Here is a 15,215-nt window from a genome sequence, read left to right on the forward strand (position 1 = left end):
CTGGCTACGAGCTCGCGCCGGCTGAGGGGATGGTGGTCGGCATGGACACTGGGCGCCTTGCGGCACACCACGCAGATCCTGTCGCGAGCCAACACGGCCGGACGGAACCGGGTCTCGTGGCCCCTGCCGTAGCCCCTCTGCCGGGCTGTTCCTCGCCGCTGCTCGGCCTCTGCCCTGCATCCGTCGCAGCGTCCGCCCTGGCTGAACTCCGGACAGCCGGGGGTGGAGCACACGCGCCAGCCTGCACGTCTGGGCACGAGCCACCTCCTGTCGCTACGGTGTGCCCCTCGAATCTGGGGGTCTCATGCGTGGAGAAGTCCTGGCCGGCCTGTTCGTCGCCGCCTTCGTCCTGCTGGTGTGGAGCGTGAAGGCGGACTGGCCTGTCGCCACTGCAGTGTCTCTGGCCGTGGTCATCGGCACGGTCGTGACACATGTGGCAGCCCAGCAGGGGGCAGGTCGACGAGAGGGCGAGGATCGACCGTGGCGCAACAGCTAGACGACGTACCAGTTGCCTCCGGACGGGACGACCGTGGCCTTCTCCCACTGCGTGGAGAGGACCTTGGTCGTGGCGCCGTCGATGGTCTGGCCGCCAGCTGCCGCGATGGTGACGGTGTTGGCTGAGCTGTCGGTCTTCTTCACCGTGTAGGTGTTGGGTGTGGCGACGGCGCTGATCAGGGTGATGGTGCGGTTGCCGCCGCTCGCGTCGACGAGCAGCACCTCGTCGATGACCCGAACCGTGGCGTCCGCGTTGACCGAGCGGACCGGGTAGGCGAGCTTCCCGTTGATCAGCTTGATGCCAGTTGGGTTCGACACCGAGACGCCTGATTCAGTGAAGAGCCCGAAGAGCCGGATGATGCCCTTCGCAGCAGCCATGGCTGCCGAGCTGTTGCCCGAGAACGTGGGCGTGCTCGTCTCAGTAGACAGCTGGTCGATGTCGACGGTGGGCCCGACGCCGCCCGACCCAACACCCATGATGTACACCTGGTTAGTGCAGGCCTCGATGCTGGCTGACAGCACCTTCATGGCGTGCACGGATCCGACACTGCCCGCGTAGGTGCCGACGGGGACGAGGCCGGCCCAGCAGTACAGGGCCATGTAGCGGGTGACGATGGCGTGCTCGGTGAGGAAGCAGGCGTAGGTGTAGCCGCCTCCGATTCCGAGGTTGTTGACAACGACGTTGTCGTTGTTCCCTGGCGCCGGCAGCAGGCAGCCGACCGACAGGCCAGTGCCGAAGATATTGGGGCTGGTGTAGTCCGTGCTGGGGGAAGCTACCGTGCCAGCGGTGCCGATGCCTACGTTCTCGATGTGGGCGTTGGCGCAGCCGTACAGGTTGAACGCTCCGTAGGTGAAGCCGTGGGCGCTGTGCGTGGTGAGGATGGCCAGGTTGCGGATGATGGCCATCGTGTTGGAGAAGGTGGCTGAGACGCCATAGCCCCAGCCTTCCTGAGGTCCGCAGATCACGCCGGGGTTGCCGTCGGCGTTGATGTTGTTGATCTGCGCCGCGGCCGAGGCGTACACGCCGAAGCTGATCAGGCATGAGCCGGCGAACTGTGGCACCGTCTGCTGCCAGTGCCGGACCGCCGCAGCGCCATCGGAAGCCCCACGGAACTCCAGGATCTTCTTCACCCCGGTCACGGCGACCGGCCCGAACACGATCTGTCCGTTGCCGGACTTCGTGTTGTTGAGGGCGCCGGCGACGATGTACGGCCGAGGCGGGAAGTACACCTGGGCGTAGGTGTTGCCGGCCGCCAGGTAAGCCTCGGCAGCGTCGACAGCGGACTGGATGGCGGCCTGGTCGTTCGTGCCGAAGATGACGGAGGCGCCGGTTACGGTCGTCGCCGCGGTGGCGCCGAGAATGACGGTGCTGGCTGAGGTGTAGCCGGTGATCGTGGTGATCAGTGACGTGACACCGGTCGCGGCAGCGCCTTTCACCAGGATCGACTTGCCGACGTCGCCCGAGGTGAAGGGCGCCGAGGTGGTGCAGGTCAGAGTGGCGGACCCGCTGGTCATGGCTCCGTCGGCGACCACGCGCCCGTTGCCGGCTGCACCGTAGGCCGTGACGTCGAAGACCTCGCCGGGCTTGTTGGAGGTCGCGTAGGTACCGAGGCCCAGGTTTGTGCGGGCCGTCGAGGCGCTCGCCAGATCGGCGAGGTTCGAGGTCTTGGCGAGGAACTGTCCGCTGGCCCAATCCCTGTCACCGTGCGGGTCGCTCGCGCCGGCATGCGCGGACACCTTGTTGGTGGCGTCGGTGGCCGCAGCTGTCGTGGCCGCACTCTGCGCCGCATCAGCCTTCGACTGGGCACCAGTCTGGGTCTCCAGCACTGCCGTGTCGGCGATGCCGTGGACCGCGGTGGTGTCGTCGGCGTGCGCGTTAAGAGCCGTGGTTGCGGCGGCCCGGTCACCGTGCGGGTCGCTCGCCGCCGCGTGCGCGGCGACAGCGCCTTCGGGCTCGGCGTCGACATCCTCGGCGTCGAGGACGACTACACCGGTCTCACCGTTCACGGACGAGACGGCGCCGCCTCCACTGCCTGCCCCACCGTTCGGGGCGGGCACAGGAGCGACGTCAGCAAGGTCGATCGTGCCGGTGCCGGTGAGATTCGCCCAGAACTGGATGCGCTTCCCGCCGGTCGGCTGAATGTCGACAAGCCAGCGCCACCCGGAGGGCTGGACACCAGCAGCGTCGCAAGGCAGCACGTCGATGCTGAACTGCCCGTTCGCATCGAGGTCGACCTTGCCGCCGCCCGCGTACACGGCGTTCCGGGTCGAGTCGACGAGGTAGGCGGACGGGGTGAGGCTGACCTTGCCGCGGTAGGCGGTGCCGGCCACAGCAGACGGAATCGTACCCGTCAGCGTCTTCACCGGGGTGCCGGGAGGGAAGGGCATGGCGCCTCCCCTCGGTCAGCAGTCGAGTGTGAGCGGGGGCCGCCAGATCTGCCCGTCACCGGGTGTGCCGGGCCGGGGCGTGTAGTGGAGCGGCACGAGGTGGGTGTCGGCGGCGGTTTCGTTGCGGGTGCCGAGCCACAGGTCGATGATCTGCCACGGCTGCCCGTCGAGGACGGTTACGGTCCTGGGCTGTCCGCCGCACGAGTTGCCGTTGAAGATGCGGCGCCCGTAGGCCGGCGCGCCCCAGCCCACATTCCCCGGCGCCGACCAGCCCGAATACAGGGCTGGCGAAGTCGCGTAGCCGATCGGCGTACCAGCGCAGTAGCCACAGCCCTGATCCGAATACGTCATCACGTACTGCTGCGTCGCCGCATCCCACCAGCCACCCGGCCCCTCGATCGGACCGCCCATGTTCGCAACCTTACGAACGCCCTGGCCGGTGCCGCCCGAGCCGGAGTAGTTGAGCTCCTCGATGTTCAGCTGGCCGGCGCTCGGCATCGTGCACACAAGCGCCGGCCGCTGACCCGCGCGCTCGATGAAACCGAAGTCGCCGTTGCCCGCACAGACACTGAGCGACGGCTTGTTGTAGGACCCGTAGGGCGTCACGCCCGGACCGCACGGACCGGCCGGGCCCGCACAGCCCATCACGTTGTAGGCGTTCGCGCCGGTGTCGCTGTAGTGCCGCGGCGCGTTGAACCACAACACGTGGACACCGTCGCTCGGACCCCAGCCAGTCCGCTGAATCATCCGCGGGTTGAAACAGCCCTGGCCGGTGCCGCCACAGGTGACCTGCCACGAGCGTTTCGACCACGGGTCCCACGAGTTCGGATCGAACAGGAGCCGCGGCTCAGACCACGGGCCCTGCGGCGTCGGCGCCGTCGAAACGCCGAATCCGCACCAGGGCGTGCCGCTCACGTACCACTCGTAGCCGCAGTCGTACATCGAGCCGTACAGGTAGTACGTGTCGCCGAAGCGCTTCATCGTCGAGTCATGCAGATCCAGCTCCTGGATCGTGAACGACTGCGGCGACGGCTCATCCGCGGCGGACGGCGCGGCGCCAGTCAGGAGAGACGCAGCGAGGGCTAACGACACCAGCAGAGCACGGAGACGCGACACGCCCCCTCCTTCACGGGTCGGGGGCGGCGATGAGGTCAGGCGGCTCGAGCGGGACGGCCGGCGGGCACCTTCGCGGCGGCCTTGATGGTTGGCAGGTGGTAGAGCGCCTCGCCTCCAGCAAGGGGGATGCGCTCGATCTTTCCGCGGCTTTCCCAGACCCGAATGGTGCCCGGCTTCACCTCGGCCACCCGGGCCGCCTCGAAGACAGTGCCAACGTCGTCGAGGTAGATGTCGCTGATATCAGGGTTCTCGAAGGTGGGCACGTCGCCTCCCCTGAAACGCAGAAACCCCCACGCTTGGCGGGGGTTTCGGTGGCACGTGGGATGGGTGTTCCACCATCGAATTCTGAGATTACGGTATCCCCGTCCGATCTTGTCAAGCCTTATCGGAGAACCAGTTCTGTCCGTCGGGGACGATGGAGCCGTCCCACTGAGGCGGGCCGTAGTCTCTGCGCAGGGTCTCGATGTGCTTCTGCAGATCCGCCCCAGGGTGGAAGTACTCGCCGCTCGCCCTGAGGTGGGAGAACTCTCGGTGCCGTTCGCCTTCCAGAATCAGGCTGCCGGGTTCCAGTGCGAGGACCTCGTTCGGCCGGATCGCCATGAAGCGCGTCGCGAGGTCCACGGTGGTCCCGATCTTCACCAGGTGGCCGCAGCGAACGTAGTAGACCCAAGACGGGCGGTCGATGTCGATCTCTTTCCCCGACCTCTTCCATCGGGGGACGTCCCCAGGGGCCACGTCCGCTTCTTCGAGTGCGCGCTCACTCCGCCAGCGCCCGAGCTTGGTGGCGATTTCGATGGCGCGGTCGTCTATCTCAACGCCAGCCTGCTCCATGTAGTGGATCGTCAGCAGGATGTGCGAGCGTGCGGGGTCTTCGGGGTCGACCTTGTCCGAGTGAGGGATGCGGTCCCCCTTGTTCTGCTTTGACCAGGGGGGTGGCTGAACGACGATTCTACCCATGCTGGATTCTCCCAAAGGGTGCTGACACTGCGATTGGCCTGCGCCGCCGTGGGCCGCTCCGGCAGACTGCCGCCCATGGCGACGGTGTTCTCGGTGCAGGCGGATTCTGAGGATGAGTGTCGGGTGGAGCTGGCGCGCTTGTGTCGGGTGTTCGGGTTGACTCCGCAGTTGTTGCCGATGGAGTCCCGGGGCACTGGGCGGTGGATGGCTAGGGCGACCGCGAAGGCCCCCGCCGATGGCGAGGGCCGGCGGTAGGGCTAGCGGCCGGGCCAGGGGCTGCCCTGCTTCCAGCCGCGGCGTCGGGCTTCGTCGAGCATTCCGTTGAGGTCGTCGGTGAAGGCTTCCTCACGCTTCTTGTCGCCGTTCTTGCGGGCGAGGCGGGCGGTGTCGCGGGCGAGTTCGATTGACTGGACGAGGTCGGCGTCGGATGCGCTGGTGTACCAGGCCATGGTGGGTGCCTTTCGGTGGCAGGTGGGTGGGTTTATCGGGGGCGGCTGGGCAGGATGGGCTGGTTGATGTGCCGGTGCTGGACGTGTACGCGTCCGTGGCCGCGGAGTTGCTGGCCGAGTTGTTCGGCGATGGCGACTGACCTGTGGCGGCCGCCGTAGCAGTGGACGTGGACGTCGATGTGCTGCTGGCCGTTCTTGATGCGCTGTTCGATGGTGCGGCGGGCGTGGTCGACGAGGTGTTCGGCGCCGGGTGTGTTCATGACGTAGGTGGCGACGGTGGGGTCGAGGCCGGTGAGCTGGGTGAGTTGGCGGCGGACGGCGGGGTCGTCGGGCGGGTTGCGGAGGCTGGTGGTGTCGACGACGACCGGGTTGGCTGCGGCTGGAGGGTCGTTGTGGCCGGTGCCGTAGGACGTGATGCGGATGTGGACGGTCATCGGGCTTCCTTGGCGGCTTCGCGGATGAGGTGGAGGACTTCGGTCTGGGTGCGGCCGTGCTGGTCGTTCCAGCGGTGGTAGGGGTCGGTGATGCCGCGGCGGGCGAGGATGTTCTGCATGGCGCGGCCGGCGGCCTGGGCGGTGTGGTGGTCGCCGTAGCCGAGGCGGTAGAGGACTGCTTGGGCGCCGAGGATGCAGCGCCGGCCGCTGGTGGTGCGGAGGGCGCCGCGTTTCCATCCGTACTGCTCGATGACGAGGGTGGTGAGGTGGAGGTGCTGTTCGACGGTGATGTGACGGGTCTGGCCGGCGTGGAGCTGGCGGACGAGCGCGAGTGCCCAGTCGGGCAGGATCCGCCACATCCGCCCGGGGGTGGTGAGGGTGGGTGCCGCGGGCGTCGTGGTCTGGCCGGCGAGGGCTTCGGCGATGAGCTGGTTGGTGGTCTTGGTGACGAGCGGGTGCGCGGTTCGGGGGGCCTGGCCGGCGAGGTAGGTCTCGATCTGCTCGATGAGCCGCCGGGCGTCGACGTCGAGGGTGGGGGTGGCGCGGGGCAGGGTGGTCGTGGTCATGTGGTGTTCTCCTGTTTGCGGGAGGTAGGGGCGCCCCTGGTGCTGTCCAGGCGGTCAGGGGCGCCTCATGGGCTACGTGCGCTCAGATGTTTGGGGTCACTTCTTCTTGTTCTTCTTGACGGCTTCCGCGAGCGCGCCGGCGTTCTGGGATACGGTCCCGGGCCCTTCCAGCAGGGCGTGCACGTAGTTCTTGGCGGCCTTCTCGACTCGAGCGGTGTCGCCAGAAGCGAGATCGGCGGCGATGCTTTCGGCGGTCTTCTTGATGAAGCCCATGCGTGTTCTCCTTGGTGAGATGGTTGGGGTCGGGCCTGTCCCGGCTCCCCTCACCGCCCGTGCGTGTCGGGCGGATCGGGCAGCGGTCAGGCCCGGTTCAGTCGGTGATGTGGCGGATGCCGGCGGGGGGCTGGGTGTAGAGGCGGCGTTCGCGGGTGTGGAGCTGGGTGATGCTCTGCAGGCCGCCGGTGGTGGTGCAGCGGACCATGGGGTGGCCGAAGATCGGGGCCTTGTCGCGGGTGACTTCGTACTCGCTGTAGGCGTGGGGGTCGTCGTAGCCGTGGGGTCCCTTGCCGAGGACGTAGCGGTCGGCGATGTCGTGGATGACGTAGAGGCGGTCGCCGGGGCGGATGTCGCGCAGGAGGCTCTTCTTGTCGCCGCGGGTGTCCTTGTAGACGGGCTTGAGGGCCATGATCGGGTTCTCCTTCGAGGGGTGGTTTCTGTCGGTTTGCACCCCGGACGGGGGCATGGTTTGTACCGGTATGCACCCTGGACGGGGGCCGGACGCTGGGTGGACGTGCCCCGGGTCGCGTCCGGGGCCTGTCCGGCCCCTGACCAGGGGATATACCGGGGTAAAGGGGGCGTTGTCCGGGTGGTCAGGCGCCCTTCAGGAAAGCCAGGGCGTCCTTCAGGTCTGCTCGGCGGTAGCCGTTCACCCGCCCCGTCTTGTGCGGCACGGTGATCTTGACGGTTCCGCCGGCGCCGGCCTTGCGGAGGAGCTCGCCGAGTTCGTCGGCGGTGACCCCGTTCGCGATGAAGCGGGCCATCTCGTCGAGCTGCGCCTCGTCCCGCCCGAAGTGATCCATAGCCATGAGGGCACCCTGCAGGGCTCCGACCTGGTCACGCTGGGTTTCCGTCATCTCGTGAACTGCCCGACCGGGGACACCAGCGCGCTTCGGACCGCCGGACGCCGAGGACAACCCGGTCACGTCGAGCAGGTACTTCTCGATCGGGTCGTCCCACTGGCCTGCGAGACGGCCCGCGGCCTGCCGGAAGCCGGCTGCCCGCTGCAGCAGCTCTGTGATCTCGCCACGCTCGTCCTCGTCCAGGTCGAAGGAGCGGGCGAGGTCGGTGACACCGGCGAACGGGTCGACGAGCCAGCCGAGACCGGGGCGCGGGGGGTCGAACTTCGACGCATCCCGTCCGGCGCCGGCCTGGCCGGATCCGAGGATGGCGTTGGACTGGCTGGCGTTCTCAACGAGCATGGCCCACTTGGTGCCGCAGTTCATGCTGATGGCCTGCGGCAGGACATCGACCTCCGGGTACTGGGTGATGAGCACAAGGAGGATGCCGGCGCCGAGGGCCACCTGTGACAGTTCCTCGATCGCAGCGAGGATCTCGTCACGCAGCGGCTTGCCGGGCCGCGTGTAGGTGGCGAGCTCGTCGATGACGAGCACTTCGACGCCGCCGATCTCGCCGATGAGGCTGTGAATCAGCTTCGACTTGGCGCGCTTGCCCAGGTCGCGCTCACGGCGGTCCTTGTCTGACAGCAGGGCCTTCAGCAGTGCCAGGAGGCGCTCCGGGCTGGGCTTGAAGTAGGTGGATGCGATGCCGGCGCGGGCGTAGGGGTCCCACTCACCGTTGTGCTTCCCTGCGACAATCCGCAGGTTGACCATCGGGTCCATGGCGGCGCCCACGATCAAGTTGGAGGCTCCGACACCCTTTCCGGAGCGGCTGCGGCCGCCGATGACCGTGCTCTGGTTCGTAAGGAGCAGCCGGATGGCGTTACCGCGCTTGCCGTAGGCGACGGGGATGCCGTCGCGCCACGAGTCGAGCGGCGTTGTCTGCGTGAGGAGGGGTGAGCGGCGGGCGGTCTCGAAGGGGTCGCTGTTGGCAAGCCACATGCGCGCCTGGCCGAGGTGGTCGCCCTTGGTGATGTCGACCATGGTGACGTCGCGCTTGAGAGCGGCGGCGATCGACTCGATCTTCTTGCGCAGTTCGGGGACGGTGGTGGCGCCGCCGAGGTCGAAGGTGATCTCTCGGCTGCCGTCCGCCCGGATAGGCGTGGCCTCGATGATGTGGATGGCGTTGGTGAATCCGGCTGCGGTGAGCGCCGCTCGGAGCTCTGCCTCGTCCTGCTCGGGGTCGGCGGCGACGCCTGCCGTGAGCTCGTCGATGTCAGCAGCGCCGGCAGCGAGGGCGATCTGGGCGGCGGGCCGGCCGTTCCAGGCGCCGATGCCGAGGGCGGTGAGGGCGAGGCCGAGGTCGACGAGGAGTCCGCCGGTGGCGGCACCGACGAGGGTTCCGGCGCTGGCGGTGGCTGCCCAGCCGCTGGTCTTCAGGCCGTGGAAGAGGCGGTGCCGGCGGTACTCGGCGCGGTGCTGCTGCAGCATGGCCCTCGCCTTGGCCTCGGCGGCGGAGTCGCCCTTGGCGGCCTTCAGGTCGGCCTTGGCGGTGGCGATCTGCTGCGGCCAGCCGTCGCGGTAGCCGTCGACCCAGCGGCGGGTCAGATGCCAGTAGCCGCGGCCGATCTGCGGGACGTACAGGCGGTGCTGCCGGGCGTGGTCCCACACGGCGGTCAGCCACGCCGGCCGGGCGGCAACGACGTCGCCCTGGTGCTCGACGACCGTGCCCTCGACGGGCTGCTCGGCGTTGTCCTTGACGAGGGTCAGCGCGGGCCGCTCAGCGGCCGGCTCGGAGTGCGGGGCGGTGGTCATGGCGGCGTACCTCAGCTCTGCTCGGACTGGATGGCGTCGCGGAGACGGATGGCGTAGTCGGTGCGGCAGCCGACGGCTTCCCGGACCTTGCGGGCGCTGAGTCGGTCGGCTCCGCCGAGGGCGTCGGCGAGCTTCCTGACCGTTTCCAGGTGGGCCGCGCCGAGGGGCTTCAGCGCCTCGTCTCCGGCCGATCCCCGATCGGGGCGCTTCCCTTTACCCCCAAGGGCTCCGGGCGTCTTGGAGGGCCCCTGAGGCCCCTTGTTGGAAACGGCTCCAGCGGGGCCGTCCTCGCCCCCGGTCTGAGTCGGGAACAGGTCGGCGAGGAGGTGCTCCACCGCGACCCGCTCGGGGGTCATCTCGGCCGCAGCCATCACTCCCGCGAGTTCGGCCTCGGCCTTCAGCCGTCGGTCGAGAACGTTCGCGGTGACACCGAGCGGCCCGCCGTACAGGTCCCGCCACGCGGCGGCGAACGCCTCGGCCCGGCGGGGCGCCCCGGGCAGGGACATGAGGGCCTGCATCCGGTCGTACACGTCGGGGAAGCGGACAGCTGCCGCAGCTTCCTTCCACGCCGCATCGCGGTCCATGGAGTCCGCGGGCGCCGAGGCCAGGATTCGCCGGTAGGCCTCGTACTCCTTCGGGAACATGGCCCGCCGGTCGCGGTCCTGCTTCTCCAGCTTCTTCGCCTGGGCCTGCTCCTCGCGGGCCTTGGCCTTGTCGGCTGCACGCTGGGCGGCGTCACGGTTGTCTCCGGCGGTGCGGGCGTCGATGAACTCGCGGACCTCGACCAGGGCGGGCCCGACGATCGATGTCGCTGCGAGCGCCAGGCCGGCGATCGGGCCGAACAGCTCGGCGCCCTTGCTGCCGTTGATGTAGCCGGCGAATCCGGCCAGCAGCCCCGTCATGATCCAGAACGGCCAGCGGGCGAAGCCCTTCCGCACCGCCCACTGGGTGCCCTTCACCGAGGTGAAGGCGAGCAGCTCCAGGAAGAACGGCAGCGACAGAAGGTACAGAGAGGGCTCGTCGGCGCCGCCCGGCGCCCGCAGCCCGAGGAAGTACATGGTCAGAGACGGCAGCGAGGTAACCAGACCGAGAACGAAGATGACGGTGACCAGGCGCTTGAACGTCTCGCCCTTGTCGAGGGCGGCCTCTCGGCGCTCGTTCTTGCGGCGCCTCTTCTCGTCGTCCGCGTCTTCCTGAACGGCATGGAGCTGCTTGGCGAGGCGGGCCTGCTTGACCTTCTCGGCCAGTTCGTCGGTCTTCGTCTTCGCTGCCCCGGCGGTCAGGCTCTGCGCGGCAGCCTGAGCCTGCGCTTCGAGGAACGCCGCCTCGGCGCGGGTCTTCGCGGCGTCGGCCTCGCGCTCCTCCCAGGAGCGGTAGCTGCTGCTCACGGTGATCAATCCCTTCAGGTTCCGGTGGTGCGCTGCTGCGTCGGGATGGTGGTGGGCTTGACGAGGCGGATGGTCGGCGGACCCGGCTCGACGCTGGACGCGACGACCGCGAGGGCGGCAAAGATGACGAGGGCGAGCCGCCACAGGAGCGACACCTGCGCGCCGAAGATGAAGGCCAGGCACCCGAAGACGGCGAAGGCGATGGCGGGTCGGCGGGCCTGCCGCCAGTCGACGATCACGACCACACCCAGAGCTCGTTGGCATCGGAGGCGCGGACGGCGGACTCTCCGATCCGGCGGGCGATCCGGTCCCAGCCGCGGGGAAGGCTTCCGGCGACCTTGAGGAGCGCCTTGCCGTACTTGACGGCTCGCGCAGGAGGGATCTCCTCGTAGCCGTCGCGGCGGGGAGAGAACAGCGGCCGGAGGGTCACCCAGGTGGTGAAGCTGGCTGCTCGCTTCACCTCCACGCCCAGCTCCATGATCTGGGTGGCCGACAGGGTCGACTCGGTGCCGTCGTGGGAGATGCGGTAGCCCATGGGGGCTCCTTCCGGTTAGTCGGTGGTCTTCTTGTCAGGGCGGCACCAATCGCAGCCCTCGTCGCACTCTTCGATGTGGCCGCCGAGGACTAGGTCGGACACGGTCGCGGCGATCCGGACGCCCACCTGCCTGCCAAGGGCCCAACCTGCGTTGTGGATGACGACGGCGGCCGTGTCCTTGGCGGCCCGCAGGCGGCTCACGCGGCGGCGGGCTGGGTGAGGCCAGCGAGCTGGTCGAGGAGACGGCCCTCCGGGTTGTGGGCGTCGTAGTCGGCGGCCTTCGCCTCGATCCGGGCCATGTCCAGCAGGTCGCCGGCACGAAGGGCGGTCAGGTACTGCTCGATCAGACGGTTCTCGAACTGCATGGCGGGTCTCCTAGGCGGCGTAGTTGCGGGCGGTGAGGTAGGCGCCGACCTGGTCGGCGGCCTTCGCGAGGTAGTGGTCGGCGGTGGCGAGCGACTGCGGGGTGGTCTCAGCGTCGAAGAGGTGGCCGGCGGCGATGTCGAGCAGCCCAGACCCTTCGATGCGGGCGTCGAGAAGCTCCTCGCTGGCCGCCATCACCTGCTCGGCGAACGCGACGAGTTCGGTGGCCGGCGCCTGCCGGACGACGGCAGCGATCGGGGCGGCGTAGGTGGCGAGGATCGACTGCGGGGTGGCGGCCATCGGTCAGCCCTCCATGCCGGCGACGAGCGCGTCGCGGGCGGCGGCGAGGGTGGCGATCTGTCCGGCCAGCCGCGGGTCGGACGAGAGGAGCGCGATCGCCTTGTTCGCCTCGGCGACCGCACGCTCCAGGACCGTCTTGGAGGCGCCCCGCGGGTCACGCAGGGCGGCGTCGAAGTCGGCGGTGGACAGGCCGGCCTCACGGGCAGCCTGCAGGAAGTCGTTGCTGGGCATGACGGATCTCCTCGCGGTGGGTCAGGCGGTGGGACGGGCCAGGGAGCGACACTTCTCCGCGTGCGCCTGGGCTTGCTCGTGGATCTCGGCGAGCGTGAACGGGTTGCCGAAGGGGCCGGTGTATGCGCCTCGGCTGGTGCCGGGACAGGCGGTGCAGTGCCAGTGCGGGGTGGCGCCCGAGGTGATGTCGACCGTTGCACCGCCGACGGTGACGTAGCGGCCGATAACACCTTCCGGCCAGGCGGGCGAAGCAGTTCCGGGCATGACGGATCTCCTCGTGTCGAGGTACGGAAAGGGAATGGGGTGCCGGGGCCGCAGGCAGGGGGTAGGACCGCCGACCCCGGCGGCAAAGGGGGGAGCTAGCGCTTGCTGCCGGAGCGCTTGTTCTGCTCGGCGAGCTTCTTCGACAGCTCCTCGCGCTCCTCGTCCGTCATCGCGGACGGGCTGACGAAGGAAGCGGCGGCGTGGGCGTCGATGTCGGCCTGCGACATCGGATACGACCAGGCGATGCGGCCGGCGCCGACTTTCTTGCCAGCGGCGATCAGGCGACGCTGCGGGACGGCGGCCTCGACCGTGGGGGCGCTCACAGGGCACCACCGAAGGAACGAGCCTCCAGGGATGCCGGCAGCGGCAGCATCGGGGTGCCGAGCAGGCGACCGACGAGGTAGCGGGCCATCGTGTCCCGCTCGCGGGCGCTCTGCTTCTTCGGCAGCACGACCTGGATCGGGCCGGCGCTCTGCCTCAGGGCCACGCCCTCGAAGTGCTCGTACTCGGTCGGCGCGTCGATGATCTCCGCGTTCGTCTCCGCCAGAAGCTCCGACAGCGGAGCCGAGAAGAGACGGGCTGGGGTGAGGGGCAGGGCAGGTGCTGCTTCGGCGCGCAGGTGCGCGCCGCTAAGCTTGGCGTTAGCCATCAGGGTCTCCCTAGCAGGTACCTGATCGGTCAGGGCCGGCACGCGAGGTGAGAGTCGCAGTGTTCGGCCCGCTTTAAGTTGTGGCTGCCGTCCGCGGACTGGGTCCGGTGAGAGTGAACGACGACTGACTTCAAGCGTTTGCTTGGAGCCCGCTGGTGAAGACAGTAGGCCGGTCTCGGATCCCCGTCAAGCAGAAGCTTGTAGCGAGTCGAAATGTTGCCTACGCTCTCCCCATGACCGAACTCCTCGAGCACCAGCGCGCGGCGCTGATCAGCGATCTGGCCGCCCTCGCCGATGGCCCTGCCGACCGCTTTCGGAAGCTCGACGAGCTCGGCAAGCTCCTTGCCGCCGACATCAAGAGGGCCAAGGCGGAGGCGGTCGTCGAGCTGCATGAGGGGCGCTCCTGGAATCAGGTGGGCGCACTCCTCGGCGTCACAGGCTCGCGAGCAGAACAGCTCTCGCGAGCCTCTAGATAGTCGCTGTAGATGCACGCCTGGTAGTCAAGCCGATGCAGCCAGAGGTAGCCATGAGCGCCCGGTGCAGTGTGAGCGCAGCGACAGTGCAAGATCCCGGATCCGATCAAGCGAGGGGCGGACAGTGGAAGTCATCGAGTGGACCGGCCGCACGGCGTGTGCTTTGCAGCAGGCCCTCCGAATGACCAACGAGCAGTTCGCTCAGCACCTCGACGTCGGGGTCCGCACCGTCGCCAGCTGGCACAGCCAGCCCGACATGGTCCCGAAGAACGACAGCCAGCAGCTCCTCGACACTGCCTACGAAAGGGCCCCTGCTTCGGTGATCCGCCGCTTCGCTGCCTTATGCCGGCCAGCCCCTGAGGCTGCTCAAGCTCAGGCCTTCCGCGTGGCGGTGGCAGTGGTGACCCGTGACGAGGACGTGCTGCTCGTCTGCCGCCGTGGTGACGACGCCCTGTCGTGGCAGTTCCCGGCCGGCACTGTGAAGCCTGGGCGGCCCGGCGCCGTCGTGGCGGTTGAGGAGACCCGGGCGGAGACCGGCGTCCGGTGCGCGGTCCGCCAGCGACTCGGCGAGCGAGTCCACCCCAAGACAGGGGTCCTGGTCGAGTACTTCGCCGCCGACTACCTGATGGGCGACGCCGAGAACTTGGACGTCGAGGAGAACATCGAGGTCGCCTGGATTCCCCGCCGCGACCTGACCCGCTTCATCCCTGAGCAGCAGATCTATCCGCCGATCCTGGAGGCGCTGGCATGACCGAGACCACGACTGAGCAGGGCATCTCCACGGCGATCATCACTCGCGGCGACGCCGTCTTGATGATCCGGCGCCGGGAGCGCGAGGGGAAGCTGCTGTGGGCGTTCCCGGGCGGCGGCATCGAGGCTGGCGAGACGCCGGAACAGGCCGCAGTGCGGGAGACCGCGGAGGAGGTCGACCTGGAGGTCAAGGCCGTCCGCTCTCTCGGTGAGCGCGTGCACCCGCAGACCGGCCGGCACATGTCCTATGTCGCCTGCGAGGTCGTAGGCGGCGAGGCCCGGGTCGCCGACGACGAGGAGCTGGCCGAGGTCGCCTGGATCCGGTTGGCGGAGATCCCGGCCTACGTGCCGTGGGGACTGTTCGGGCCGGTGCAGGACTACCTCGACGAGACGCTCGGCGCCTGACCGCAGACGCAGAGACGGCCCGCCACCAATCGAGTGGCGGGCCGTTCGTGTTACCCCATCAATCTGTAAGTGCTCTATGTGCAACCTGAGTTGTGTCCCTGGACACATTGCCCGGCCGTGCTGTTGTAGGCGCCCGGCGCAGCGGGCAGCGTTCGGTGGTTCACTGCCAGTGTTCAGGGGGTTGGTGTGGTCGTTTGTCCGCAGGGTGGATGTGGTTCGTCGAACGTTGTGGATCTTCCGCATTACTGGAAGTCGCTTCCGGCGGAGTCGCCGTTGAAGGGCGAGTACGCGCCGCCCGCGGGCGGCGAGGCGAGCTACTGGGTGTCGGTTGCTGTGGTGGTGCTGGGCATTGCGACTGCGGCATCGGGTGCGGTCGGGTTGGGGTTGGCTGTGATCGTGGCTGGGGTCGTTTGGGGTGCTGTCGTGTACCGGCAGGCAGCGGAGGCAGAGGCCCCGCTCGAACGGTTGCACGACTCGCGGGTCTGCCTCGCCTGCGCGAGCAAGTTCTGACGGCCTGACCCG

The 15,215-nt window shown here is 68.7% G+C and carries 23 protein-coding genes; 4 read left to right on the top strand and 19 right to left on the bottom strand.

Translation table 11 applies throughout. The annotated features are described in order from the left end of the window. Positions 1-492: 492 nt before the first annotated feature. The 19 genes from ABTZ91_RS15630 to ABTZ91_RS15720 all read right to left on the bottom strand — a co-directional run bounded on the left by ABTZ91_RS15630 (position 493) and on the right by ABTZ91_RS15720 (position 13,065). Positions 493-2,883: a hypothetical protein gene (locus ABTZ91_RS15630; protein WP_352077682.1), complete on the bottom strand. Its 2,391-nt coding sequence runs from the start codon at positions 2,881-2,883 to the stop codon at positions 493-495. Between the two features lie 15 nt (positions 2,884-2,898). Beyond that, entirely contained in the window at positions 2,899-3,999 is a 1,101-nt protein-coding gene (locus ABTZ91_RS15635; RefSeq protein WP_352077683.1) for a hypothetical protein, read from the bottom strand. A gap of 35 nt (positions 4,000-4,034) precedes the next feature. Beyond that, positions 4,035-4,262 carry a hypothetical protein gene (locus ABTZ91_RS15640; RefSeq protein ID WP_352077684.1) on the bottom strand — a complete coding sequence of 76 codons (228 nt, stop codon included), beginning with the start codon at positions 4,260-4,262 and terminating at the stop codon, positions 4,035-4,037. Between the two features lie 112 nt (positions 4,263-4,374). After that, complete coding sequence (locus ABTZ91_RS15645; RefSeq protein WP_352077685.1) at positions 4,375-4,956, bottom strand: hypothetical protein; 582 nt, start codon at positions 4,954-4,956, stop codon at positions 4,375-4,377. A gap of 257 nt (positions 4,957-5,213) precedes the next feature. Continuing rightward, the gene (locus tag ABTZ91_RS15650) at positions 5,214-5,405 is read right to left on the bottom strand and encodes a hypothetical protein (RefSeq protein WP_352077686.1); all 192 of its coding nucleotides are present in this window, start codon (positions 5,403-5,405) and stop codon (positions 5,214-5,216) included. 32 nt (positions 5,406-5,437) lie between these two features. Continuing rightward, on the bottom strand, positions 5,438-5,839 hold the full coding sequence (locus ABTZ91_RS15655; RefSeq protein WP_352077687.1) for an RNase adapter RapZ: 402 nt from the start codon (positions 5,837-5,839) through the stop codon (positions 5,438-5,440). Then, positions 5,836-6,405: a hypothetical protein gene (locus ABTZ91_RS15660; RefSeq protein WP_352077688.1), complete on the bottom strand. Its 570-nt coding sequence runs from the start codon at positions 6,403-6,405 to the stop codon at positions 5,836-5,838. The genes ABTZ91_RS15655 and ABTZ91_RS15660 overlap by 4 nt, the downstream gene beginning before the upstream one ends. A gap of 96 nt (positions 6,406-6,501) precedes the next feature. After that, positions 6,502-6,678, bottom strand: coding sequence for a hypothetical protein (locus ABTZ91_RS15665; protein ID WP_352077689.1), 177 nt, complete (start codon positions 6,676-6,678; stop codon positions 6,502-6,504). 97 nt (positions 6,679-6,775) lie between these two features. Then, positions 6,776-7,090 carry a hypothetical protein gene (locus tag ABTZ91_RS15670; protein WP_352077690.1) on the bottom strand — a complete coding sequence of 105 codons (315 nt, stop codon included), beginning with the start codon at positions 7,088-7,090 and terminating at the stop codon, positions 6,776-6,778. Between the two features lie 184 nt (positions 7,091-7,274). Then, the gene (locus tag ABTZ91_RS15675) at positions 7,275-9,335 is read right to left on the bottom strand and encodes a hypothetical protein (RefSeq protein ID WP_352077691.1); all 2,061 of its coding nucleotides are present in this window, start codon (positions 9,333-9,335) and stop codon (positions 7,275-7,277) included. 11 nt (positions 9,336-9,346) lie between these two features. Then, a complete protein-coding gene (locus tag ABTZ91_RS15680; protein WP_352077692.1) occupies positions 9,347-10,723 on the bottom strand; it encodes a hypothetical protein in 1,377 nt (458 codons plus the stop codon). Positions 10,724-10,737: 14 nt separating this feature from the next. Next, positions 10,738-10,968 carry a hypothetical protein gene (locus ABTZ91_RS15685; protein ID WP_352077693.1) on the bottom strand — a complete coding sequence of 77 codons (231 nt, stop codon included), beginning with the start codon at positions 10,966-10,968 and terminating at the stop codon, positions 10,738-10,740. Continuing rightward, on the bottom strand, positions 10,959-11,258 hold the full coding sequence (locus tag ABTZ91_RS15690; RefSeq protein WP_352077694.1) for a hypothetical protein: 300 nt from the start codon (positions 11,256-11,258) through the stop codon (positions 10,959-10,961). Before ABTZ91_RS15690 ends, ABTZ91_RS15685 begins: the two co-directional genes overlap by 10 nt. A 197-nt stretch (positions 11,259-11,455) precedes the next feature. Continuing rightward, positions 11,456-11,623, bottom strand: a complete 168-nt coding sequence (locus tag ABTZ91_RS15695; protein WP_352077695.1) for a hypothetical protein — start codon at positions 11,621-11,623, stop codon at positions 11,456-11,458. A gap of 10 nt (positions 11,624-11,633) precedes the next feature. Further along, a complete protein-coding gene (locus ABTZ91_RS15700; protein WP_352077696.1) occupies positions 11,634-11,921 on the bottom strand; it encodes a hypothetical protein in 288 nt (95 codons plus the stop codon). A gap of 3 nt (positions 11,922-11,924) precedes the next feature. Further along, positions 11,925-12,152: a hypothetical protein gene (locus tag ABTZ91_RS15705; RefSeq protein WP_352077697.1), complete on the bottom strand. Its 228-nt coding sequence runs from the start codon at positions 12,150-12,152 to the stop codon at positions 11,925-11,927. 21 nt (positions 12,153-12,173) lie between these two features. Further along, positions 12,174-12,416, bottom strand: coding sequence for a hypothetical protein (locus tag ABTZ91_RS15710; protein ID WP_352077698.1), 243 nt, complete (start codon positions 12,414-12,416; stop codon positions 12,174-12,176). A 95-nt stretch (positions 12,417-12,511) separates the two neighbouring features. Beyond that, on the bottom strand, positions 12,512-12,739 hold the full coding sequence (locus ABTZ91_RS15715; RefSeq protein ID WP_352077699.1) for a hypothetical protein: 228 nt from the start codon (positions 12,737-12,739) through the stop codon (positions 12,512-12,514). Continuing rightward, entirely contained in the window at positions 12,736-13,065 is a 330-nt protein-coding gene (locus ABTZ91_RS15720; protein WP_352077700.1) for a hypothetical protein, read from the bottom strand. The genes ABTZ91_RS15715 and ABTZ91_RS15720 overlap by 4 nt, the downstream gene beginning before the upstream one ends. 233 nt (positions 13,066-13,298) lie before the next feature. Between ABTZ91_RS15720 and ABTZ91_RS15725 the strand changes: the two genes are divergently transcribed. The 4 genes from ABTZ91_RS15725 to ABTZ91_RS15740 all read left to right on the top strand — a co-directional run bounded on the left by ABTZ91_RS15725 (position 13,299) and on the right by ABTZ91_RS15740 (position 15,203). Then, positions 13,299-13,541 (top strand): hypothetical protein, encoded by a 243-nt coding sequence (locus ABTZ91_RS15725; protein WP_352077701.1) that lies wholly within the window; start codon positions 13,299-13,301, stop codon positions 13,539-13,541. A gap of 121 nt (positions 13,542-13,662) precedes the next feature. After that, positions 13,663-14,289, top strand: a complete 627-nt coding sequence (locus tag ABTZ91_RS15730; protein WP_352077702.1) for an NUDIX hydrolase — start codon at positions 13,663-13,665, stop codon at positions 14,287-14,289. Further along, a complete protein-coding gene (locus ABTZ91_RS15735) occupies positions 14,286-14,693 on the top strand; it encodes an NUDIX domain-containing protein (RefSeq protein WP_352077703.1) in 408 nt (135 codons plus the stop codon). Before ABTZ91_RS15730 ends, ABTZ91_RS15735 begins: the two co-directional genes overlap by 4 nt. A 228-nt stretch (positions 14,694-14,921) precedes the next feature. After that, positions 14,922-15,203: a hypothetical protein gene (locus ABTZ91_RS15740; RefSeq protein ID WP_352077704.1), complete on the top strand. Its 282-nt coding sequence runs from the start codon at positions 14,922-14,924 to the stop codon at positions 15,201-15,203. Positions 15,204-15,215 lie beyond the last annotated feature (12 nt).

Origin of the sequence: Streptomyces sp. NPDC126499 (genome assembly GCF_040302485.1) — a bacterium.
GTDB lineage: Bacteria > Actinomycetota > Actinomycetes > Streptomycetales > Streptomycetaceae > Streptomyces.

Excerpts from the sequence above, each read along its gene's own strand:
- ABTZ91_RS15630 (WP_352077682.1), bottom strand. The coding sequence starts at position 2,883 with ATGCCCTTCCCTCCCGGCACCCCGGTGAAGACGCTGACGGGTACGATT.
- ABTZ91_RS15645 (WP_352077685.1), bottom strand. The coding sequence starts at position 4,956 with ATGGGTAGAATCGTCGTTCAGCCACCCCCCTGGTCAAAGCAGAACAAG.
- ABTZ91_RS15650 (WP_352077686.1), bottom strand. The coding sequence starts at position 5,405 with ATGGCCTGGTACACCAGCGCATCCGACGCCGACCTCGTCCAGTCAATC.
- ABTZ91_RS15655 (WP_352077687.1), bottom strand. The coding sequence starts at position 5,839 with ATGACCGTCCACATCCGCATCACGTCCTACGGCACCGGCCACAACGAC.
- ABTZ91_RS15660 (WP_352077688.1), bottom strand. The coding sequence starts at position 6,405 with ATGACCACGACCACCCTGCCCCGCGCCACCCCCACCCTCGACGTCGAC.
- ABTZ91_RS15665 (WP_352077689.1), bottom strand. The coding sequence starts at position 6,678 with ATGGGCTTCATCAAGAAGACCGCCGAAAGCATCGCCGCCGATCTCGCT.
- ABTZ91_RS15670 (WP_352077690.1), bottom strand. The coding sequence starts at position 7,090 with ATGGCCCTCAAGCCCGTCTACAAGGACACCCGCGGCGACAAGAAGAGC.
- ABTZ91_RS15675 (WP_352077691.1), bottom strand. The coding sequence starts at position 9,335 with ATGACCACCGCCCCGCACTCCGAGCCGGCCGCTGAGCGGCCCGCGCTG.
- ABTZ91_RS15690 (WP_352077694.1), bottom strand. The coding sequence starts at position 11,258 with ATGGGCTACCGCATCTCCCACGACGGCACCGAGTCGACCCTGTCGGCC.
- ABTZ91_RS15695 (WP_352077695.1), bottom strand. The coding sequence starts at position 11,623 with ATGCAGTTCGAGAACCGTCTGATCGAGCAGTACCTGACCGCCCTTCGT.
- ABTZ91_RS15700 (WP_352077696.1), bottom strand. The coding sequence starts at position 11,921 with ATGGCCGCCACCCCGCAGTCGATCCTCGCCACCTACGCCGCCCCGATC.
- ABTZ91_RS15705 (WP_352077697.1), bottom strand. The coding sequence starts at position 12,152 with ATGCCCAGCAACGACTTCCTGCAGGCTGCCCGTGAGGCCGGCCTGTCC.
- ABTZ91_RS15710 (WP_352077698.1), bottom strand. The coding sequence starts at position 12,416 with ATGCCCGGAACTGCTTCGCCCGCCTGGCCGGAAGGTGTTATCGGCCGC.
- ABTZ91_RS15720 (WP_352077700.1), bottom strand. The coding sequence starts at position 13,065 with ATGGCTAACGCCAAGCTTAGCGGCGCGCACCTGCGCGCCGAAGCAGCA.
- ABTZ91_RS15725 (WP_352077701.1), top strand. The coding sequence starts at position 13,299 with ATGACCGAACTCCTCGAGCACCAGCGCGCGGCGCTGATCAGCGATCTG.
- ABTZ91_RS15735 (WP_352077703.1), top strand. The coding sequence starts at position 14,286 with ATGACCGAGACCACGACTGAGCAGGGCATCTCCACGGCGATCATCACT.